The sequence below is a fragment of the Isoptericola sp. NPDC057191 genome, assembly GCF_042670225.1.
Taxonomy (GTDB): domain Bacteria; phylum Actinomycetota; class Actinomycetes; order Actinomycetales; family Cellulomonadaceae; genus Isoptericola.
On sequence record NZ_JBHUWC010000064.1, the window covers coordinates 1 to 19,182 of the forward strand.

Here is a 19,182-nt window from a genome sequence, read left to right on the forward strand (position 1 = left end):
GTGCCGGCCGCCCGCGCCGGGGCCCGGTCAGCTGGTGGCGCGGCGGCGGCCTGCACAGCCTCGTCTTCCTCCTGCCGCTGCTGGTGATCTTCGGGGTCTTCTCGTGGTTCCCGATCGTCCGCGCCGTCCTCATGAGCGTCCAGGAGACCAACCTCGTCACCGACCCGACGTTCGTCGGGCTGGACAACTTCCGGCACGTCCTGGCCGACCCGCTGCTGTGGAAGGCCGTGCGCAACACCCTCTACTTCGCGTTCCTCGCGCTGCTGTTCGGGTACCCCGTGCCGCTCGTCGCCGCGGTGCTCATGCGTGAGGTGCGGCGCGGCCGCGGCCTGTACTCGGCGCTGGCGTACCTGCCCGTCGTCGTGCCGCCCGTGGTCGCGGTCCTGCTGTGGAAGTTCTTCTACAAGGGCGGGCCCACCGGCGTGTTCAACACGATCCTCGGCTGGGTCGGGCTCGGCCCGTACCCGTGGCTGCAGGACGCGTCGTGGGCCATGCCGTCGCTCGTGCTCGCGGCCACCTGGGCCGGCGCTGGCGGCACCGTGATCATCTACCTCGCGGCGCTGACCAGCGTGCCTGCGGAGCTGTACGACGCGTCGGAGGTGGACGGCGCCGGCCTGTGGCGCAAGATCTGGCACGTCACCCTGCCCCAGCTGCGCGGCGTCCTGTTCATCACGCTGATCCTCCAGGTCATCGGCACCGCGCAGGTCTTCCTCGAGCCGTACCTGTTCACGGGCGGCGGGCCGAACAACGCGACCGTCACCGTGCTGCTGCTCATCTACCGGTACGCGTTCCAGAACAGCCTCGGCGGCGACTACGGCGCCGCGACCGCGCTGTCCCTCATGCTCGCCGGCGTCCTCGCCGTCTTCTCGGTCCTCTACTTCCGCCTCACGCGGTCCTGGAGCACGTCATGACCCTCACCACCGCCGTCCGGCCGCGCCGGACCTCCCCGGCCGACGACGGCGACCGTGGCGCGCTGTCCGGGCCGGACTGGCGCCGCCCGTCCGTCCGCTGGGGGATGGGCGGCACGCACGTGCTGCTGCTCCTGCTGCTCGTCGTGGTCGGCCTCGGGCCGATGCTGCTCCTGGCGAAGTTCGCGGTGACGCCCACCCAGGACATCCTGCGCACGCCGATGGCCGTCTTCCCGCACGGCATCGCGTGGGAGAACCTCGAGCGCGCCTGGAACGACGTGCAGATCAGCCGCTACTTCATGAACACCGTCTGGCTCGCCGCCGGGTCGTGGTTCGTGCAGCTCGTGGTCGCGACGACGGGCGGCTACGCGCTGTCCGTGCTGCGCCCGCGGTACGGCCGCGTCGTGCAGGCGTTGGTGCTGTCGACGATGTTCGTGCCCGCCGTCGTGCTGCTCGTGCCCCTGTACCTGACGATCCTCGACCCGCCGCTGCTGGGCCGGTCCCTCGTCGACAGCTTCTGGGCCGTGTGGCTGCCCGCCGGGGCCAGCGCGTTCAACGTCCTGCTGGTGCAGCGGTTCTTCGACTCGCTGCCGCGGGAGGTCTTCGAGGCGGCCCGGGTCGACGGCGCGGGGCCCTACCGGCTGTTCTGGTCGGTCGTGCTGCCGATGTCGAAGCCGATCCTCGGCGTCGTGTCCGTCTTCGCGGTGATCGCGTCGTGGAAGGACTTCCTCTGGCCGCTGCTGGTGCTGAAGGACCCCGCGATCCAGCCGCTGTCCGTGCGCCTGCCCGCCATCGAGGCGTCGACCGACCTCGGCGTCTTCCTCGCGTCGCTAGCCATCGCGACCGTGCTCCCCGTGGTGATGTTCCTGGGCTTCCAGCGCCTGTTCCTGCGGGGCGCCGGGCTCGGGGGAGCGGTCAAGGGGTAGTGCGGGCGCAGGTCACCCGTCGTCCGCCGTTGACGCAAGGGGCGTCCGATGCTGATATATGCCCAGATCAGCGAACATTCCGGAGGAACGACGTGACCCAGCACGACCCGACGACCGACAACCCGGGCGCCGCCCGGTCCACGGTGCGCTACCGCGGGCGGCACCTGCCGATGGTCGCGGTCGTCGTCGCCGCCACCATCGCGACAGCCCTGGCGTACAGCGGCATGGTGCTCTTCGGCCTGGAGGTCGCCGGCATGTCGCCGGCGGAGGCCTACGCCCTGGCGGGCTTCCTCGAGGTGAGCCTCGTGGCCGTCGCCCTCATGGCGCGCAACGCCGCGCTGGAGGGCCGCCCCTACGGCGTGCTGCTCACGCTGACCTGGATCCTGTCCGGGACGTCCGGCATGTTCGCGGCGCTGCACGAGATCGCCGTGCCCGACGCGAGCACGCCGTACATGGTCGCCTTCCGCTTCGTGCCGCCGCTGGTCGCCGCCCTCATGTGGCACCTGGCCCTCGTGGGCGAGAGGCACCTGGTCACGGGGCACACCCTCGACGAGCGACGGCGCGAGCACCGGGTGCACCAGTACGTGACCGCGCTCGAGCTGTGGCGCGACGCCCGCCTCGACAGCACGGGCAACCGGGGCGGCATGCGCAAGGTGCGGTCGGCGCACCACCGCCAGCGTGCCGCGCGCGACGCCGCGCTGAAGCTGCTGACCGTCGAGGACTTCGAACGTCGCATGCAGGTGTGGGTCGAGCGGCTCGAGGCCGCCGAGCGGCACGGCAACCGGCTCGACCTCATCGGCGCGAGCTCCGTCAACCGCGGCGTCGTCCGCCCGTCCGGCGCCGCCCGCCCGTCGGGGCAGCAGGCCGTCACCGCGGGTCCGTCCCTGCCCTCCCTGGCCTCGCTCGTCGCGGCGCCCGAGCCCGTCGTCACGACGACGGTCGCCGGCGCGGACGACCCCTTCGCCGACGAGTTCCGGTCGGCGCTGACCGGCTCGACGCCGGTCGTCACGGCGGAGGGGGACCTCGAGGGCACGGCGGGAGACGACGCCGGCCGCACGGCGGACGACGCCCCGGAAGAGGCGGAGTGGTTCGACGACCTCGAGGAGCAGCTCGCCGCAGACGCGTCCGCGCCGGAGCCCGACGACGCCGCGCAGCGGGACGCTCAGGCCGCCGCCGAGGCCGGGCTGCCGGGGACCGGGGAGCCGCTGCCGGAGACCGGGCACACCCGACGGGTGGAGGTCTTCGACCTGCTCCAGGAGACCGACCCGGCGCTGGGGGACGCCCTGGCTCAGCGGTCGGCGTTCCTCACCGCGCACGGGACCTCCACGCCCCAGGACGCCGAGGCGGCGGTGGCCGAGGCGGCTGCCGCCGAGGACGGCGACGGGCCCGTCTCCGACCGCGACCGCCACATCGTCGCGCTGGCCGGCGACGGGCTCAGCCACCGCGAGATCGCCGAGCGGGTCGAGGTGTCCCCCTCGACGGTCGGGCGCGTGGTGAAGCGGTACGTCCCTGCCTGAGTCCTTCTGGTACTCCGGGCGCCCCCGGGCACCCTCGGGCGGTCAGGTGGCCGGGGTGACGTCGGCGAACGAGTACGGCGGCCAGGGACCGAGGTAGCGGATGCGCGCCGCCGGGACCTCCTCCTGGATGCGGGCGAGCTCCTGCCCGACACGGTCGACGTCCACGAGCGGGACCAGCAGCGCCACCCCGAGCACCGGGACGACACCGGGCTCCGGGTGCGTGCGGCGGTTCTCGGTGATGTCCTCCGCGGTCCTCGCCAGCCGGCGCCGCAGGTCGGGGTAGAGCTCGTCGGCCAGCGCCCCGGCCGCGTCGCGCTCGACCTGCTCCAGCCGTTTCGTCAGCAGCCGCCGCACCCCCGGGGGCCGTTCGGCCATCTCGGTGCGCAGCGCGTCGGCGTCGGGGGCGCCGGCCGCGGCGGCCTGCTGGTCGAGCCCGATCTCCACCTGCAGCTCGGCGCGCCCGGTCAGCTCGTCCAGCCTCGCCCGCAACGGCTGCGCGTGGTCCGCCAGCCAGGACTCGAGGCGCTGCTGCGCCGGTTCCTGCGCCGTGCCCGCCACGATGACGTTGAAGCTCATCGGCAGCACCGCACCGGTGGCCTGCCACAGCCGGTCCACCACGTCGCTGTGCTCCACCACCCAGCGGCGCACGTGGTCGTCCGGCCCCGAGTACGGTCCGGACGACCGGCGGTGCACGACGGCGGTCAGCCCGTGCGCCGTCACACGGTCCAGCGGCGCCCCGTCGACCCCCGTGCCGAGGTCGTCGGGCGCGTCCGGCGTGACGGCGTACAGGTACAGCCCCTCCGACACCGCGTCGTCCTGCGGCGGGACGCTCTGCGTCGGGGCGGTCATGCGCCGCTCCGCGAAGCCTGCTCGTCGTCGACCCAGCGGCTCGGGTTCACGAGCCGGTCGACGACGTCGTCCACGACGTCGTCGAGCCCCTGGCGCAGGTCCGCGACCGAGGCGGTGAGGCCGTGGTCCGCCTTGATGGACTCCAACGCGTCGTCGAGGTCGAGCAGCGCCTGACCGAGGCGCTCCTGCTCCTCCTCGGTGAGCTCGCCCCCCTCCAGCCGTCGGATCGCCTGGCCCTCGAGGGCCTCCTGGATCACCTCGACGAGGGTCACGACCAGGGTGAGCACGCCGTTCTTCAGGCTGTGCTCGTCGATGGTGAGGGTCATGCGTCGCCTCCCTGCAGATGGTGGACGGACGTGGAGAGGGCGCGTGCCCAGTCGGCGTCTCTCGTGGCGAGCAGGACGGTGCCGGACTCGCCCGTGACGGCGAAGGCCTGGCGACCCACCGGGGTCCTGCCGGTGTGCGCCTGGACGTCGCGGACCTCGCGCAGGCGGACGGCGGGCCTGGCCTCGCCCGCTCCCTGCCAGGTCAGGCCGCCCCGGCCGAGGGTGCCGGTGCCGCCGCGCCAGACCGGCGACCCGGCACGTTCCTCGCGGTACCAGACGGGGGCACGCAGGTCCGGGGTGCGCCCGGCGGCCGGGTCCTCACCGCGGTGCTCGCGCAGCAGCCCCTGGAGCCGCTCCGGTGCCGCCGCCGAGAGCAGGGTGGTGCCCGAGGGCGTGGTCACGGCGACGCGCTCGCGCTCCTCCCCGCCCACCGAGAGCTCCGTGCGCAGCTCGACCCCGGTGATGTCGTCGAGGGACGTCTGCCACAGGAGCTCGCGGGGGTCCGCGCGCCACACCAGGAGACGCCGGGTGGTGAGGTACACGGTGCCCGGTCGCCACGTCGTCGGCGGCTCGTCCCGGCGGTGCCCGCCCGCCATCCGTGCCACCACGTCCTCGTCGGGCTCGAGCGGCACGTGGCGGGCGAGGGACTCACGGACCCAGGCCCGCGTCTGCTCGTCCCAGCCGCGCATCATCCCGTGCTCCAGCATCGTCTCGACGCCGGCCACGGCGGCGCGCAGGTTCACGCCGATGAGCGGGATGTCCGCCACCGTGATGATGAGGTCGAGGTCGAGGTACACCCCCTTGTCGAGCAGCGCGTTCAGCAGGTCCGGAAGGGTGGCGTGCAGGTCCCGGGTGGGCTGCAGCGCCGCCCCGCCGTCCGGCTCGTGCGTGCGCAACGACGGAGTGGATCGGGCGAGCGTGCCGGTCATCGCCGTTTCCCGCGCCCCGAGCCCTCGGAGCTGTCGTCGTCCTGGGCGGGGGACGACGTGCCCTCCACCTCGCGCCGGGGGCCGCCGTCGCGCTGGACCAGGGCGCTCTCCCACCCGCACCAGGGGCAGTACTCCTCGAGGAGCTGCGCGGTGGGCGCCGTCTTGCCGCAGCTCGGGCACGTCTCCTTCGGCTCGATCGCCTGCTGCCAGGCCACCGTGTCGCGGTCGGTGCCCGCCGGGAACTCCAGGCCGTACCGCGCCGCCGTGTCGAAGGACGCCAGCGCTGCACGGATGCGGATCCCGAGGAGCTCCACACCCGCCACCGACACCATGATGTCGGCGTTCACCACCAGACCCTTGTCGAGCAGGGTCTCGACCACCTGCATGAGCGTGCCCTCGCGGGCGCGCTGCGGCTGCATCGGGCCGTCCGAGCCGGGGACCACCGTCATGCCGCGTCGCCCCTTCCGGTGCCGTTCCGAGCCTGCTGCACTCCTGGTTCCCTCCGGTCGCCTGTCCTGCTGTCGCCCCGGGTCACCGTTCCGTCCGGCCCCGGACGTAGCGGCGTCCCCGGGTCACGCCGAGCAGCCCGCCGTCGGGGTCGAGCCGCACCTCGTACTCCGCGAGGACGTCCGACGTGCTGGGCACGTGCGCGTCCTCCAGCACCTCGACGGTGACGATCCAGCCGTCGGCGTCGCGCTCGATCCCCACCACGCCCTCGGGGTCGTGGTGGCTCAGCTCCTTGAGCTGCCGCACGGCGAGCCGCGCGGCACCCTGGGCGTCGAGGCGGCCGCGGGACGGCGGGTCGTCCTGAGGTTCGTCGTCCTCGGGCGCCTCGTCCTCGTCGGCCGGGTCGTCCTCCTCGGGCGGGTCGTCCTCGGGCGCCTCGTCGTCCTGAGGTTCGTCGTCCTCGGGCGCCTCGTCGTCCTGAGGCTCGTCCTCGGGCGCCTCGTCATCCTGAGGCTCGTCGTCCTCGGGCGCCTCGTCCTCGGGCGCCTCTTCCTCAGGCGCCTCTTCCTCAGGCGCCTCGTCGGTCGGAGCGTCCTCGTCGGACACCTGCTCCTGCTCCTCGACGTCGTCCGCCGTCTGCTCATGCGTCGCGGACGGCCTGCTACGGCGGGCCGGAGCGGCGTGCGCCTTCCTGGCCGGGCTCATGCTCTACCTCCCTGGCGGCGTCGGCTCGATTCCAGCAGCCGGGCGACCAGCTCGCGTTCCGCCGCGTCGGCCTCGGCGTCGTCGATCGTGTGCGCCTCCCGGGCGCGGGCGATCTCGTCGAGGCGCTGGCGGATGGTGCCCGGGTCGTACCACTCACGCTCGGCCTCCGAGCGCACCTGCTCGGCCACCCACACGACGCCCCGGACCGGGGCGAGCGGGAGGGTGACCAGTGCGCTCAGGAGACCCACGCGTCACACCTCCTCGGTGAAGTCGTACGGCGCCTGCGGCCCGACGAGGCGGACCGTCATGTGGTCGGCCACCTGCGCGGCCAGCGCCTCGAGCGCGACCTCGAGCCGCTCGACGTCGTCGTGGCGGACGAGGAGCGCCAGCTCGGCGATGTCCCCCGTCCGGGAGACCTCGTGCATCCGCGTCGCCCGGGCCAGCGGGGCGACGGTGGCGACCAGGCGTTGCTCGTCCCCGCCCCGCCGGCGCTCGAAGCCGGCCACGACCAGCTCGCCCAGGCGCATGCGGGCGTCGTAGGTGGACTCCTCGGAGCGGCCTCGGGTGAGGTCGCGCAGACGGCGGATCTCCGGCTCCTGCGCGACGAGCTCCGCGAGCACGGCGTCCTCCCGGTACCGGGCGGACACGGTGAGCTGCACCGAGCCCTCCAGGGCGCGCAGAGCCTCGGCGTGCTCCGCCTGCGCGCCCTGAGGGACGGCGTCCGGCAGCTCCTCGTCCGTCGTCAGGGTGCCGAACCGCACCGGGAGGACGGGCCGCGTGGCGGCGACCGCGTCCAGCACCCGCGCGTGGTCCCGGACGTCGTCGGGCAGTCCGACGTCGCGCTGCACCGGAGCGTCGGACACGAGCGCCGCCACCTGCTCGAGCGGCACGACGCGCACGGGCTGGCCGTCCACCCCGGTGAGGTCACCGGGTGGGCGGGTGCCCTGCGCTACCAGCCCGTACAGGTACAGCTCGGGCGTGCCGACCGTGGGATCTTCCGTCGTGCTCAAGGTCACGAGCTCTCCTGTCGCGACGTGCGCCGGCGGCTGCGCTGCGTCGACTTGTCGTCGTCCTCGCCGTCGTCCTTGTCGTCCTTGTTGCTGGTCAGCGCGTCCTTCGCGCCGGAGACCAAGCCCTTGGTCTTGCCGTGGGAGCCGCTCTCGGAGATGTCGTCGATCAGCTCGGGCAGCTGCCGGCCGCCCGTCTGCTCCAGGTCGAGGCGGTTCGTGGCCTCCGCGAAGCGCAGGTACGTGTCCACGCTCGCGATGACGATGCGGGCGTCGATCGTGATCAGCTCGATGCCGACCACGGAGACACGGACGAACGCGTCGATCACCAGCCCCTTGTCGAGGATGATGTTGATCACGTCGGCCAGCGACGATGACTGCGGGCGGTCCAGATATCCGCCGCCGGAGCGGCGGGTGGCGACCTCACTCATGCTTCCTCCTGGCTGCTCGTTCGGGTGGGACGGGTCCGGGGGTCACCGGGAGCGGCGGCGCCTGCTCGGCGCAGGCTCCTGGTCGCCGGCTTCCTCCTCGTCCTCGTCCTCGGCCTCGTCCTGGCCCTCGTCCTCGGCCTCGTCGGTGGGCTCGCCCTCGTCCGGCTCCTCGTCCTCCGGCTCCTCGTCCTCCGGCTCCTCGTCCTCCGGCTCCTCGTCCTCCGGCTCGTCGCCCTCCGGCTCGTCGCCCTCGTCCTCGGCGCCGGTCTCGACGTCGCCCTCCTCGTCCTGCTCTTCGTCCTGGTCCTCGCCCTCGCCCTCACCCTCGTCCTGGTCCTGCTCCTCGTTGAGGACGTCCTCGTGGGACTTGACGATCTCCTCGTCCTGGATCTCGGCGTGGTAGCCCTCGAGGTCGTCCGGGTGGAGCATGACGTCGGTCATGACGTAGTGGACGAAGAACTTGAGCTCGAGCCGCAGCCGGCGCCCGACGGGCCGCCACACGTTGGCGACCTTCTCCATGAACCCGCGCGGGCGGTACTCCACGACCGCCACGATGCGGGTCAGGTCGTCGGTGACGGCGTGGAACGTCACCGCGCCGCTCAGCGTGCCCTTCTCGCCCGTGGACTCCCACACCACCCGTCGGGTGGCGATCTGGTCGACGATCGTCGCCTCCCACTTGCGGTGGGAGAGGAACACCTTGCCCTCGAAGGAGACCTTGCCCTCGTCCTGGTCGAGCTTGGCCTTCTCCACCTTCTTCATGAAGTCGGGCCAGCGGTCGTACTCGGTCCAGGCGTCGTAGACGACGTCGATGGGCGCGCCGACGTCGATCGACTCGACGATGTTGATGTACCGGTGACCGCCGCTGCTCCCACCGCCGCCGCCGCTGAAGATGTCCTTGACCTTGTCCTTCAGACCGCTCGCCGCCGACTTGACGCCCGCCTTGAGGGGCGAGTCGCCCTCGGCGAGGCTCTTGGCGCCCGTGACGGCCGCGGAGCCGGTGGGGTTCTGGGCATAGTCGCTCAGCCGGTCCGTGACCGAGCCGACCTTGTCGCTCACCGTGCTGACGGCCTTGTCGCCGAACGCGCGGGCCAGACCGCCGAAGGAGTCCTTCAGGCCGCCGAGGCCGCCAGACAGGGGGGACTTCGCACTCTCGCTCATGGCTCTCTCCTCTCCGCCGCGATCAGGACGACTTGCGGGTGCTGGACGACCGCGAGCCGGAGGTCCGCGAGCTCGACGTCTTCGAGCCGGAGGACTTCGAGCCCGAAGCCTTCGAGCCGGAGGCCTTCGCGCCGGTGGATCGCGAGCCGGACGCCTTCGCGCCGGTCGACCGCGAGCCGGAAGACTTAGTGCCGGACGACGCGGAGCCGGAAGACTTCGAGCCGGACGTCCCCGTGCGCTGGCGCGGCGTGCTCGAGCGCGTGCTCGACCGGGTGCCGGACGACTCGTTCGCCGAGGTCGAGGACCGGCGGCGGCGCGCCGGCGCCTTCTTCTCGGCGGGCGGCTCCTCCTGCTCCGCCTCGTCGCCTTCGTCCTCAGGTGCTTCGTCCTCAGGTGCCTCGTCCTCGGGCGCCTCGTCCTCGGGCGCCTCGTCCTCGGGCGCCTCGTCGTCGGGCGCCTCGTCGTCGGGCGCCTCGTCGTCGGGCGCCTCGTCCTCGGGCGCCTCGTCCTCAGGTGCCTCGTCCTCGGGCGCCTCGTCCTCAGGTGCCTCGTCCTCGGGCTCCTCGTCCTCGTCGCGCTGCGACCCGGACTCAAGACGGGAGGTGAGGGAGTCGACGCGGCTGGTGACCGCAGCGAGAGCAGCCTCCTTGCCGGCGTCGACGAGCCGGCCGGTGACGTTCTCCGTCAGCTTCTTCACCTGGGGTGAGGAGGCGAAGTCGCGCAGACCCCCCAGGCTGTCGAGCAGGGCGCCGCGCGTCGACTCGTCGCGCAGGCGGTTCCCCGCCACTGCTGTTCCGAGCAGCACGGCAGTCTTCAACTTCTTGGTCCGGCCGAGCAGATAGCCCGCTGCCAGAATCGCTGCGAGCTTGACCTTGTCGTCCATCGCAACCTCCAACCGGTGGTCGTCGGTCCTCTCCAGCACGCTCCTCGACTGGATCTCCACCGTGGCACAGGCGGTCGATGCTTGCGAGCCCGTTGCTGCGGGCACCGGATGGACGACGACCGGCCGCCCGATCCTGCGCGGAGCAGCGACGGGCGGCCGGTCGTGGGTCGAACGGGCGTCAGGCGCGGGCGAACGTCCCCGCGAACGCGGTCCACGACTCCGGGGCGAGGCGCACGCGGGTCGTGCCGCCCTCGGCCGCCGAGGCGACGGCCGCGACGTCGACGACGGACCAGCACGTCTCGGTGACCTTGGCGGCGTGCTCGGGCCCCTCGACGGCGGGCTCGTGGTCCGCGACCATCTGCCAGCCCTCGGTCAGACCGAGCGAGGCGCCCACGTGGGTCAGCTCGACCTCGACCACCCGGTCCGACCGGTTGGTGAGGAACAGGCCGAGCGAGCCGTCGTCGTCCACCGTCGCGGCCGCCGTCACCTGGGGCGCGGACCCGTGCCGCGCCGTCTCGTAGGACGGCGACTCGACGCGGACGTCGAGCGCGGTGCCGCGCGCGAGGCGCGACGTCGTCGCGAACGGGTGGAACGTCGGCTGGCGCCAGGCGTCCCCGCCGGGGGCGGTCATGATCGGCGCGATGACGTTGACGAGCTGCGCGAGGCAGGCCACCGGCACCCGGTCGGCGTGGTTGAGGGGGGTCACCAGCAGGTCGCCCACCACGACGGCGTCGAGGCCCGAGTAGACGTCCTCGATGATGCGCGGCGCGTCGCGCTGGATCGGCAGGTTGGCCTCGCCCGGGAAGCGGGTCTCGAGGTACCAGACGTTCCACTCGTCGAAGCTGATGGTGATCTTCTTGTCGCTGCGACGCTCGGCGCCGACGGCGTCGGCGGACGCCACGACGCGGTCGATGAAGCGGTCCATGGCGGTGCCGGACGCGAGGAAGGACGCGCGGTCGCCGCCGACCTCCTCGTAGTACGCGTGCATGGAGACGTGGTCGACGAGGTCGTACGTGTACGACAGGACGGTGCGCTCCCACTCGCCGAACGTGGGCATCTGCATCGACGACGAGCCGCACACGATCAGGGAGATCGACGGGTCCACGAGCTTCATCGCCTTGCCGGCCTCGGCGGCGAGCTTGCCGTACTCGTGCGCGTCCTTGTGCCCGATCTGCCAGGGGCCGTCCATCTCGTTGCCGAGGCACCAGAGGTGGACGCCGTACGGCTCGGCGCGGCCGTTCGCGATGCGCAGGTCGGCCCACCGCGTCCCGGCCTCCCCGTTGCAGTACTCGACGAGCGCGGCCGCCGCGTCGACGCCGCGGGTGCCGAGGTTGACGGCCATCATCGGCTCGACCCCCTCGCGCTCGGCCCACTGCAGGAACTCGTCGGTGCCGACGAGGTTGGGCTCGACGGTCCGCCACGCGAGGTCGAGGAACGGCTTGCGCTGCTCGACGGGACCGACGGCGTCCTCCCACACGTAGTTGGAGACGAAGTTGCCGCCGGGGTAGCGCACCATCGGCACGCCCAGCTCGTGGACCAGGTCGGCGACGTCGCGGCGGAAGCCGTGGGCGTCCGCGGCGGGGTGGCCCGGCTCGTAGATGCCGGTGTACACGGCGCGGCCGAGGTGCTCGACGAACGAGCCGAACAGGCGGCGGTCCACGGTGCCGCGGCGGAAGTCGGGGTGCAGGGTGACCCGGGCGTGGGGATCGGTGCTCAGGTCGGTGCGGGGATCGGGCATGGGTCTCTCTCACGTTCCTCGTCGAAGTGTCGATGACGCATTACAACGATGTAGAGTCAATCATGGTCGCCAGGGACGGCACCAGGGGTCAGGACGTTCTGATCCCACGACTCGAGGAGGAATCGGCATGCGCAGGAGCCCGGCAACCCTGACGGCGTCCACCGCACCGACGCATGCCGCAGGGCCCGTGGGCGGCACGCTGCCCGCGGCGCGCACCCGCCCGCTGCCGGCCGGCGCCGTGCGGCTGTCGGCCACCGGTCACCTCGGGGCGTGGCAGGAGCGCAACGCCGCCGCGACGATCCCGCACTGCCTGGACGCGCTGGAGACCTCCGGCGCCCTGGACAACTTGCGCCGCGTGCTCGACCCGGCCGACCCGGAGCACCACGACGGCCCGTACCGCGGCTTCAACTTCGCCGACTCGGACGTGCACAAGACGCTCGAGGCGGTCGCCTGGGAGTCGGCCCGCGCGGGGGAGCCGCGGCACGAGGACGCGGTGCGGCGCGTGGTGGACCTGCTGCGCCGGGCGCAGGCGCCGTCGGGCTACCTCGGTTCGCACGTGCTGGGCTCCCGCGACCCGTCCGACGCGGCGCCGTCGGGCAGGCCGTACGGCGACCTGCGCTGGGGCCACGAGCTGTACGTGCTGGGGCACCTGGTGCAGGCGGGCGTCGCACGCGCCCGCGCGACCGGCGAGGACGACCTGCTCGACCTCGCGATGGGCTGGGCCGACGACGTCGTCGCGCGGCTCGCGGACGGCGAGGAGCTGGTCTGCGGCCACCCCGAGGTGGAGACCGCGCTGGTCGAGCTGTACCGCGAGACCGGCGACCCGGCCTACCTCGACGCCGCCCGCCGCATGGTGGACCTGCGCGGCCACCGTCGCCTCGGGGCGGGCCCGTTCGAGCCCGTGTACCACCAGGACGCGACGCCGGTGCTCGAGGCGGAGGAGGTGGCCGGGCACGCGGTGCGCCAGCTCTACCTGCTGGCGGGGGTGACCGACCTCTACCTGGAGTCCGGCGAGCGGGCGCTGCTCGACACCGCCGTCCGCCTGTGGGACGACGCGCACGGGCGGCGCACCTACGTCACCGGCGGCATGGGGTCGCGGCACAAGGACGAGTCCTTCGGCGACCCGTACGAGCTGCCGCCGGACCGCGCGTACGCCGAGTCGTGCGCGGGCGTGGCGAGCGTGCTGTGGGACTGGCGCATGCTGCTCGCGACGGGGGAGTCGCGGTACGCCGACTCGCTGGAGCACGCGCTGCACAACGTGGTCGCGGCCGCGTCGTCGACCGACGGCACCGCGTTCTTCTACTCCAACCCGCTCCAGGTGCGCGACGGGCACGACGGCGCGGACGAGTACCAGGCCTCCGGGCGGCGCGCCTGGTTCGCCTGCGCGTGCTGCCCGCCCAACCTCGCACGGCTCGTCGCCTCGTTGCACACGATGGTCGCGACGCTCGACGCCGACGGTGCGCTCGCCGTGCACCTGTTCGCCGACGCGGACCTGGCCGTGCCGGGCTCCGCCGTGCGGCTAAAGCTGCGCACCGGCTACCCGTGGGACGGCGACGTCCTCCTGACCGCCGACGCGCCGTCCCCGGTGCCGCTGGCGCTGCGCCTGCCCGGCTGGGCCGACGCGGCGCGCACGCGCCTGGAGGTGGACGGCGAGCCGGTCGACGTCGCGTCGGCACTGGACCGGCGCGGGTACCTGCGGGTGGCGGCGGGGGCGCGCCGCGTCCGGCTCGTCCTGCCCCTGGAGCCGCGCGTGCTGCGCGCGCACCCGCGCGTGGACGCGGTGCGCGGCTGCGTCGCCCTGGCGCGCGGACCGGTCGTGCACTGCGTGGAGCAGGTCGACCACCCGGGCGTGGTCCTCGACGACGTCGAGCTCGACCTCGCCGCGGGCGTCACCGTCGGCCCGGCGGACGACGCGCTCGGCGTCGGGGCGACGCTCCGCGCCGTCGGCCGCGCGCGGCCGGCCGCGGGCCGCGCGCTGTACTCCGACGTGCCCGACGACGTGCCCGAGATCTCGCCCGACGTGGTGCACGTCGCCGTGCGAGCGGTGCCCTACGCTGTGTGGGGCAATCGAGCAGAGGGCCCGATGCGTGTGTGGATCCCGGTCTCTGCGCCCCCGCGGCCCGGCGACCGACGACGGTCGGGGAGGTGAGCGGCATGCGTGTGACCATGCACGACGTGGCGCAGCGCGCGGGCGTGTCGATCAAGACGGTGTCCAACGTCGTCAACGGGTACCCGCACATCCGGCCCGAGACGCGCGAGCGGGTCGAGGAGGCCATCGAGCACCTCGGCTACCGCCTCAACACCACCGCCCGGAACCTGCGCACGCAGCGCACGGACATGATCACCCTCGCGGTGCCGGAGCTGCGCCTGCCGTACTTCGCCGAGCTCGCGGACTCCGTGATCCGCGCCGCCGAGGAGCAGGGGCTCACCGTGCTCATCGAGCAGACCGGGTCGGTGCGGGAGCGGGAGATCGAGCTCCTCGACGGCCGCCGCCGGCACCTCACCGACGGCGTGATCTTCTCGCCGCTGGCGCTCGGGCAGGACGACGTCGACCTGTTCGCCGTGGACTTCCCGCTCGTCGTGCTGGGCGAGCGGGTCTTCGACGCCCCGGCCGACCACGTGACGATGAACAACGTGGCCGCGGCCCGCGCCGCCACGCTGCACCTCGCGTCGCTCGGGCGGCGCCGCATCGCCGTCGTCGGCGCGCACGAGGGCGAGCTGGTCGGCTCGGCGGCGCTGCGCACCGAGGGCTACCGCCAGGGCCTCGCCGCCGCGGGCCTGCCCTACGACCCGGAGCTGGTGAGCGAGGCCGGGCTGTGGCACCGGTCGACAGGGTCGGAGTCGATGGGCCGGCTGCTCGACTCGGGCATCGAGATCGACGCCGTCTTCGCGCTCAACGACGCGATGGCGCTCGGCGCGCTGCACGCGCTGCACGCCCGCCGGGTGGACGTGCCGGGCGACGTCGCGCTGATCGGCTTCGACGACGTCGACGACGTGCGGTACTCGGTGCCGACGATCAGCTCGGTGGACCCGGGGCGCGAGCAGATCGCACGCACGGCCGTGGACCTGCTGGTCGAGCGGATCGCGGGCGGCTCCGACCGTCCGTTCCGCCGCGTGGTCCCGGGCTCCCGCGTCGTCGGCCGGGAGTCGACGGGCGACGCGGCGGAGGGCGCGGAGAACGTGGTCGCCGTGCAGCCCGGCGGCGACGAGGAGATCGTGGTGGGCCTCAGCGCGACGGCGTGAGGCGGGTCGCGCGCCGGCGTCACGCCCAGCGGCACGGTGGTCAGCCTCCGGCCGCGCCCCCGGCGACCTGTGCGTCGATCCGGTCGAGCCGGTCGGTCGCGAGGCGGGCCGTGGCCCACAGCCAGAACGCGGGCCCGGCCAGCACCGCGAGCAGCGGCAGCACCCCCGCGGCGATGAGCACGACCGCCGCCACGACCAGCACGGCGAGCGACGTCGCAGGCGCGAGCAGGGGGAGCAGCAGCAGGAGCCGCCAGGTCTCCACGACGCCCCGGGCGTAGCGCGCGACGACCACCGGCCAGCAGGCGAGCACGACGGTGGCCCAGGCGCCGACGACGAGCAGCCCCGCCTGCAGCACGGCCCTCGCCGGCCCGTCGAGCAGGTGGAGCACGACGCCGTCGCACCACAGCAGCGCGGCGACCGCCCACACCGGGGCGAACAGCGCGTTGGTGCGGCCGAAGCCCTCGCGCCAGGTGCGCCAGAAGGTGTGCCACGGCGTCGGCTCGGCCGTCATCCTCCCGGCCACGACGCCCCCGGCGCGCAGCGCGGGCCCCAGCCCGAGCAGGACGCCGCCCGCGAGCGTCCCCAGCGCCACCATGGCCGTGACCTCCACGAGCAGGGTCGCCCAGCGCAGCGCGAGCATGACGCCGCCCGACCACCCGGGCACCTCGGCGTCGGCCACGGCGCCGGCCACCCCCGCCGCGGGCGCGTCGGGCCGGCGGCGCGTGGGCTCGCGGTCTGCGCGGGCGGTCACGGCAGCCTCGTCGCGAGCGTGACGCGGCCTGCGTCGTCGAGCGCCTCGAGGCAGAGGGTGGCGCGGTCGCGCACCGCGTCCCACCCCGGGTGCACGACGGCGGACACCGCCGCGCCGTCGTGCGCGACCCAGGTGAACCGTCCGTCGCCCAGGGGGCGCACGTCGTCGAGCGGGCCGAGCTCACCGACGACGGCGTCCTGCACGTGCGTCGGGTCGGCGCCGGGGTCGAGCTGCTCCCAGGTGCCGCCGAGGGCGTCCGGGCCGGACGGCCAGCGCGTCGTGTCGTCGACCTCCCGGTCGGCTCCGGCCCAGGGCTGCGGGGACACCAGCGGCCAGCCGTCGTGCGTCCACACGAGACGCCGCAGCTGCAACCGGTGCTCGGTGGGCGCCTCGGCGTCGCGCACGTGGTGCACCAGCAGCTGACGGGCGTGCGAGCCACCGTCCGGCGTGGCCACCTGCTCGCTGAGGACCGACGCGTGGCCGGGGGCGAGGATGCCGGGGCCGCCGACGTGCCGGTGCCCGGAGAGCACGGGCACCCCGACCGTCCACGGGTCGGCCTCGACGTCCGTCAGGAGCCGTCCGGTGCGGTCGCGGAACGGGCCGGTGACGGCGTCGCCCACGGCTGCGCGCAGGTGGTAGCTGCGGGCGAGGGAGTCGTAGGAGACGAGCAGCGCCCAGCCGCCGCCCGGGCGGGGGAGCGCGAACGCGCCCTCGACCGCGCCGTCGGCCTCCCGCGCGCGCCGGGCCAGGAGCCGGCCGGGCGCCTCGTGCAGCGCGCCCGGGCCGGGCACGAACCCCTCGGCGACGAACCCGGTGCCCGCGTCGAGTGGGAGTGCGTGGATCCCGCTGAAGAAGGACCCGTACACGAGCCACTGCGTCCCGTCGGGCTCCGTCACGACGTTCGCGTCGATGGCGTTGGGATGCCCGAGGCCCGCCGGCGGGTCCAGGTGCGCGCTCGCCACCACGATCCCCCGGTCGGTCCACGGGCCGGCCGGGTGCGGCGCGTCGGCGAGGCCGATCGCCGAGCGCCGCGACCCGAACGTCGACGCGGAGTAGTACATGCGCCACAGCGGCCCCGCGGGAGTCGCGACGCGCACCACCTCCGGCGCCCACAGCCCCTGCGCGCCGGACCACGCACCCGCCGGGCCCGGCACGCCGGGCAGCGCCCAGCCGTGCAGCTCCCACGTCACGAGGTCGGCGGAGCGCCGCACCTGCACGCCCCCGCGCACGGGTCCGTCCGACCGGGCGTCGGTGGAGAACAGCCAGTAGGTGCCGTCGTCGTCGCGCACCGCGGTGGGGTCGTGCACGTGCCGCCCGCCCCACGTCGACGTGTCGGGGGCGTCTTCGGACGAGGTCACCGTCGTCGTGCCCGCCGTCGTGCTCGTCGTCGTGCCGGTCATGTCAGCCCTTCGTCCCGGTCAGGGCGACGGACTCGATGATCTGCCGCTGGAAGATCAGGAACACCACGAGGATGGGCAGCACGGCCACCACGGACGCCGCCATGATCAGCGGGTAGTCGCGCTGCGTCGCGTACTCCACGTTCATGTTCGCGATGACCACCTGCAGCGTCTGCCGCTCGGGCGTGTTCAGGTACAGGATCGGCGCCAGGTAGTCGTTCCAGACCGCCATGAACCAGAGGATGAACTGGGCCGCGACCGCGGGACGGATGATCGGCATGATCATGCGCCAGAAGATCTGCCAGTAGGAGGCGCCGTCGATCTTGGCCGCCTCGACGAGGGAGTCCGGCACGCTCGACAGGTACTGGCGCAGGAAGAAGATCATCACGATGTTGCCGAAGATCGCCGGGACGATGAGCGGCCACAGCGTGTCCACCCACCCGATCTTCGAGAACATGACGAACTGCGGGATCATGATCGTCGGGAACGGGATCATGATGCCCGTGAGCAGGCCGACGAAGATCGCGTTCTTGAAGGGCATGCGCATCTTGGCGAGGGCGAACGCCGCCAGGGAGCACGTGAACGTGCCGATCACCGTGACGCTGAGCGACACGATGAGGCTGTTCTTGATGCCGTCGAGCACGTACGAGTCGGTCCACATGCGCACGTAGGTGTCCCACTGGGGGACCTCGGGGATCCACACCGGCGGCAGGGCGAAGACCTCGAGCTTGGTCTTCAGCGACGTGGAGAACATCCACACGAGCGGCGCGATCATGAAGACCGCGCCCGCGGCGAGGACGACCCACACGATCGTGTCGGTGAGGCGGGACCGGTTCCGGCGGCCGAGGCGCGAGCCGGTCGTGCCGGACGTCGACCCGGTGGTCGTGGGCGTGGCGGGCGTGGTGTCGGGCGTCGTGGCGGGCGTCGTGGTGGTCATGGGTGTCTCCCTGGCCTCAGTCGACGACGAAGCCGGCGTTGCGCCGGTTCAGCCGGAACTGGATGAGCGTGATGACGAGGATGAGGAGCCCGAGCACCACCGACATCGCGGTGGCGTAGCCCATCTGCTGGTACCGGAACGCCTGGAGCCAGATGTGGTAGACGACCGACGCCGTGGAGTACTCCGGGCCGCCGGTGGGCGTCATGATCTGGATCTCGATGAAGATCATGGCGCCGCCGATGATCTGCGTGACCACGAGGAAGAAGGTCACCGGCTGCACCATCGGCAGCGTGATCGAGCGGAACTTCTGCCAGCCGCCCGCGCCGTCGAGCTCGGCCGCCTCGTACAGGGACCGCGGCACGGACTGGATCGCGGCCAGGTACAGCAGCATCGAGTACCCGAGCCCCTTCCAGACCGCCATCATGATGATCGCGGGCTTGGCCCAGGTCGGGTCGGCCAGCCAGTTCGGGCCGTCGATGCCGAAGATCGCGAGGAACTGGTTCACCAGGCCGAAGTCGCCGTTGTACGCCCACTGCCACAGGATCGCGATCGCGGCGATCGACGAGATGACGGGGACGTAGTAGATCGCGCGGAACGCGGCGCGGCCGAAGAGCTTGCGGTTCATCATCACGGCGAGCGCCAGCGAGAGCGCGAGCCCGATCGGGATGCCGATCATGTAGAAGAACGTGTTGAACAGCGTCTGGTGGAACCGCTCGTCGCCCAGCAGGGCCACGTAGTTGTCGAGCCCGATGAACGTCATCGGGCCGAGGCCGTTCCACCGGGTCAGCGACGCGTACAGCGCGAAGCCGGTGGGGTAGAGGATGAAGAGCAGGTAGCCGATCACGGGCGCGGCGACGAAGAGCAGCGCCCACCTCTTCTCGGAGCGGTGGAGCCGCGAGGACCCGCCGCGTCGTGGCGGCGCGGGCGCCGGGTCCGGCGCCGCGGGGCGGGTGCCGGCCGTGGCCGGCAGTGCGGTGGACGTCATCGCAGACTCCTTCGTCCAGGAACGTGCGGGGGAGGGCGGCGCGGC

The 19,182-nt window shown here is 73.2% G+C and carries 20 protein-coding genes; 5 read left to right on the forward strand and 15 right to left on the reverse strand.

Features of this window, described 5'->3' with window-relative positions:
* From ACFT55_RS10275 to ACFT55_RS10285, 3 genes are all read left to right on the forward strand, one after another.
* The coding region (locus tag ACFT55_RS10275; RefSeq protein WP_380243726.1) for a carbohydrate ABC transporter permease at nucleotides 1–911 on the forward strand (911 nt) is incomplete at its 5' end.
* On the forward strand, nucleotides 908–1,834 hold the full coding sequence (locus ACFT55_RS10280; RefSeq protein ID WP_380243727.1) for a carbohydrate ABC transporter permease: 927 nt from the start codon (nucleotides 908–910) through the stop codon (nucleotides 1,832–1,834). The genes ACFT55_RS10275 and ACFT55_RS10280, both read left to right, overlap by 4 nt.
* 92 nt (nucleotides 1,835–1,926) lie before the next feature.
* Nucleotides 1,927–3,351, forward strand: coding sequence for a helix-turn-helix domain-containing protein (locus ACFT55_RS10285; RefSeq protein ID WP_380243728.1), 1,425 nt, complete (start codon nucleotides 1,927–1,929; stop codon nucleotides 3,349–3,351).
* A 42-nt stretch (nucleotides 3,352–3,393) separates the two neighbouring features.
* On the opposite strand, the gene ACFT55_RS10290 is transcribed toward ACFT55_RS10285, so the two are convergent.
* The 11 genes from ACFT55_RS10290 to ACFT55_RS10340 all read right to left on the reverse strand — a co-directional run bounded on the left by ACFT55_RS10290 (nucleotide 3,394) and on the right by ACFT55_RS10340 (nucleotide 11,824).
* Nucleotides 3,394–4,200: a GvpL/GvpF family gas vesicle protein gene (locus ACFT55_RS10290; RefSeq protein ID WP_380243729.1), complete on the reverse strand. Its 807-nt coding sequence runs from the start codon at nucleotides 4,198–4,200 to the stop codon at nucleotides 3,394–3,396.
* Entirely contained in the window at nucleotides 4,197–4,526 is a 330-nt protein-coding gene (gene gvpK / locus ACFT55_RS10295) for a gas vesicle protein GvpK (protein ID WP_380243730.1), read from the reverse strand. The genes ACFT55_RS10290 and gvpK overlap by 4 nt, the downstream gene beginning before the upstream one ends.
* Entirely contained in the window at nucleotides 4,523–5,455 is a 933-nt protein-coding gene (locus tag ACFT55_RS10300) for a gas vesicle protein (RefSeq protein ID WP_380243731.1), read from the reverse strand. Before ACFT55_RS10300 ends, gvpK begins: the two co-directional genes overlap by 4 nt.
* Nucleotides 5,452–5,904, reverse strand: coding sequence for a gas vesicle protein (locus ACFT55_RS10305; RefSeq protein ID WP_380243732.1), 453 nt, complete (start codon nucleotides 5,902–5,904; stop codon nucleotides 5,452–5,454). The genes ACFT55_RS10300 and ACFT55_RS10305 overlap by 4 nt, the downstream gene beginning before the upstream one ends.
* An 82-nt stretch (nucleotides 5,905–5,986) precedes the next feature.
* Nucleotides 5,987–6,607: a gas vesicle protein gene (locus tag ACFT55_RS10310; protein ID WP_380243733.1), complete on the reverse strand. Its 621-nt coding sequence runs from the start codon at nucleotides 6,605–6,607 to the stop codon at nucleotides 5,987–5,989.
* A complete protein-coding gene (gene ccmI, locus ACFT55_RS10315) occupies nucleotides 6,604–6,855 on the reverse strand; it encodes a c-type cytochrome biogenesis protein CcmI (protein WP_380243734.1) in 252 nt (83 codons plus the stop codon). Before ccmI ends, ACFT55_RS10310 begins: the two co-directional genes overlap by 4 nt.
* Before the next feature lie 3 nt (nucleotides 6,856–6,858).
* Nucleotides 6,859–7,623 (reverse strand): GvpL/GvpF family gas vesicle protein, encoded by a 765-nt coding sequence (locus ACFT55_RS10320; RefSeq protein WP_380243735.1) that lies wholly within the window; start codon nucleotides 7,621–7,623, stop codon nucleotides 6,859–6,861.
* The gene (gene gvpJ, locus ACFT55_RS10325; protein ID WP_380243736.1) at nucleotides 7,620–8,045 is read right to left on the reverse strand and encodes a gas vesicle protein GvpJ; all 426 of its coding nucleotides are present in this window, start codon (nucleotides 8,043–8,045) and stop codon (nucleotides 7,620–7,622) included. The genes ACFT55_RS10320 and gvpJ overlap by 4 nt, the downstream gene beginning before the upstream one ends.
* 42 nt (nucleotides 8,046–8,087) lie before the next feature.
* Nucleotides 8,088–9,203: an SRPBCC family protein gene (locus ACFT55_RS10330; RefSeq protein ID WP_380243737.1), complete on the reverse strand. Its 1,116-nt coding sequence runs from the start codon at nucleotides 9,201–9,203 to the stop codon at nucleotides 8,088–8,090.
* Nucleotides 9,204–9,225: 22 nt separating this feature from the next.
* The gene (locus tag ACFT55_RS10335) at nucleotides 9,226–10,086 is read right to left on the reverse strand and encodes a hypothetical protein (protein ID WP_380243738.1); all 861 of its coding nucleotides are present in this window, start codon (nucleotides 10,084–10,086) and stop codon (nucleotides 9,226–9,228) included.
* A 178-nt stretch (nucleotides 10,087–10,264) separates the two neighbouring features.
* Nucleotides 10,265–11,824: an alpha-N-arabinofuranosidase gene (locus ACFT55_RS10340; protein WP_380243739.1), complete on the reverse strand. Its 1,560-nt coding sequence runs from the start codon at nucleotides 11,822–11,824 to the stop codon at nucleotides 10,265–10,267.
* A gap of 127 nt (nucleotides 11,825–11,951) precedes the next feature.
* Here ACFT55_RS10340 and ACFT55_RS10345 point away from each other — a divergent pair, with 127 nt between their 5' ends.
* Entirely contained in the window at nucleotides 11,952–13,973 is a 2,022-nt protein-coding gene (locus ACFT55_RS10345; protein ID WP_380243740.1) for a glycoside hydrolase family 127 protein, read from the forward strand.
* A gap of 5 nt (nucleotides 13,974–13,978) precedes the next feature.
* Nucleotides 13,979–15,067 carry a LacI family DNA-binding transcriptional regulator gene (locus ACFT55_RS10350; protein WP_380243741.1) on the forward strand — a complete coding sequence of 363 codons (1,089 nt, stop codon included), beginning with the start codon at nucleotides 13,979–13,981 and terminating at the stop codon, nucleotides 15,065–15,067.
* Nucleotides 15,068–15,107: 40 nt separating this feature from the next.
* Here ACFT55_RS10350 and ACFT55_RS10355 read toward each other — a convergent pair whose 3' ends face one another.
* Genes ACFT55_RS10355 through ACFT55_RS10370 form a run of 4 tightly spaced genes read right to left on the reverse strand, consistent with a single transcriptional unit; the run spans nucleotide 15,108 to nucleotide 19,137 of the window.
* Entirely contained in the window at nucleotides 15,108–15,818 is a 711-nt protein-coding gene (locus tag ACFT55_RS10355; protein ID WP_380243742.1) for a DUF624 domain-containing protein, read from the reverse strand.
* Entirely contained in the window at nucleotides 15,815–17,218 is a 1,404-nt protein-coding gene (locus tag ACFT55_RS10360) for an arabinan endo-1,5-alpha-L-arabinosidase (protein ID WP_380243743.1), read from the reverse strand. Before ACFT55_RS10360 ends, ACFT55_RS10355 begins: the two co-directional genes overlap by 4 nt.
* Before the next feature lies 1 nt (nucleotide 17,219).
* Nucleotides 17,220–18,152, reverse strand: coding sequence for a carbohydrate ABC transporter permease (locus ACFT55_RS10365; protein WP_380243744.1), 933 nt, complete (start codon nucleotides 18,150–18,152; stop codon nucleotides 17,220–17,222).
* A gap of 16 nt (nucleotides 18,153–18,168) precedes the next feature.
* Entirely contained in the window at nucleotides 18,169–19,137 is a 969-nt protein-coding gene (locus ACFT55_RS10370) for a carbohydrate ABC transporter permease (RefSeq protein WP_380243745.1), read from the reverse strand.
* Nucleotides 19,138–19,182 lie beyond the last annotated feature (45 nt).

What these genes read in the sequence shown, in the direction of transcription:
- ACFT55_RS10280 (WP_380243727.1), top strand. Translation starts at nt 908, where the DNA reads ATGACCCTCACCACCGCCGTCCGGCCGCGCCGGACCTCCCCGGCCGAC.
- ACFT55_RS10290 (WP_380243729.1), bottom strand. Translation starts at nt 4,200, where the DNA reads ATGACCGCCCCGACGCAGAGCGTCCCGCCGCAGGACGACGCGGTGTCG.
- gvpK (WP_380243730.1), bottom strand. Translation starts at nt 4,526, where the DNA reads ATGACCCTCACCATCGACGAGCACAGCCTGAAGAACGGCGTGCTCACC.
- ACFT55_RS10300 (WP_380243731.1), bottom strand. Translation starts at nt 5,455, where the DNA reads ATGACCGGCACGCTCGCCCGATCCACTCCGTCGTTGCGCACGCACGAG.
- ACFT55_RS10305 (WP_380243732.1), bottom strand. Translation starts at nt 5,904, where the DNA reads ATGACGGTGGTCCCCGGCTCGGACGGCCCGATGCAGCCGCAGCGCGCC.
- ACFT55_RS10310 (WP_380243733.1), bottom strand. Translation starts at nt 6,607, where the DNA reads ATGAGCCCGGCCAGGAAGGCGCACGCCGCTCCGGCCCGCCGTAGCAGG.
- gvpJ (WP_380243736.1), bottom strand. Translation starts at nt 8,045, where the DNA reads ATGAGTGAGGTCGCCACCCGCCGCTCCGGCGGCGGATATCTGGACCGC.
- ACFT55_RS10330 (WP_380243737.1), bottom strand. Translation starts at nt 9,203, where the DNA reads ATGAGCGAGAGTGCGAAGTCCCCCCTGTCTGGCGGCCTCGGCGGCCTG.
- ACFT55_RS10335 (WP_380243738.1), bottom strand. Translation starts at nt 10,086, where the DNA reads ATGGACGACAAGGTCAAGCTCGCAGCGATTCTGGCAGCGGGCTATCTG.
- ACFT55_RS10340 (WP_380243739.1), bottom strand. Translation starts at nt 11,824, where the DNA reads ATGCCCGATCCCCGCACCGACCTGAGCACCGATCCCCACGCCCGGGTC.
- ACFT55_RS10345 (WP_380243740.1), top strand. Translation starts at nt 11,952, where the DNA reads ATGCGCAGGAGCCCGGCAACCCTGACGGCGTCCACCGCACCGACGCAT.
- ACFT55_RS10350 (WP_380243741.1), top strand. Translation starts at nt 13,979, where the DNA reads ATGCGTGTGACCATGCACGACGTGGCGCAGCGCGCGGGCGTGTCGATC.
- ACFT55_RS10360 (WP_380243743.1), bottom strand. Translation starts at nt 17,218, where the DNA reads ATGACCGGCACGACGACGAGCACGACGGCGGGCACGACGACGGTGACC.
- ACFT55_RS10365 (WP_380243744.1), bottom strand. Translation starts at nt 18,152, where the DNA reads ATGACCACCACGACGCCCGCCACGACGCCCGACACCACGCCCGCCACG.
- ACFT55_RS10370 (WP_380243745.1), bottom strand. Translation starts at nt 19,137, where the DNA reads ATGACGTCCACCGCACTGCCGGCCACGGCCGGCACCCGCCCCGCGGCG.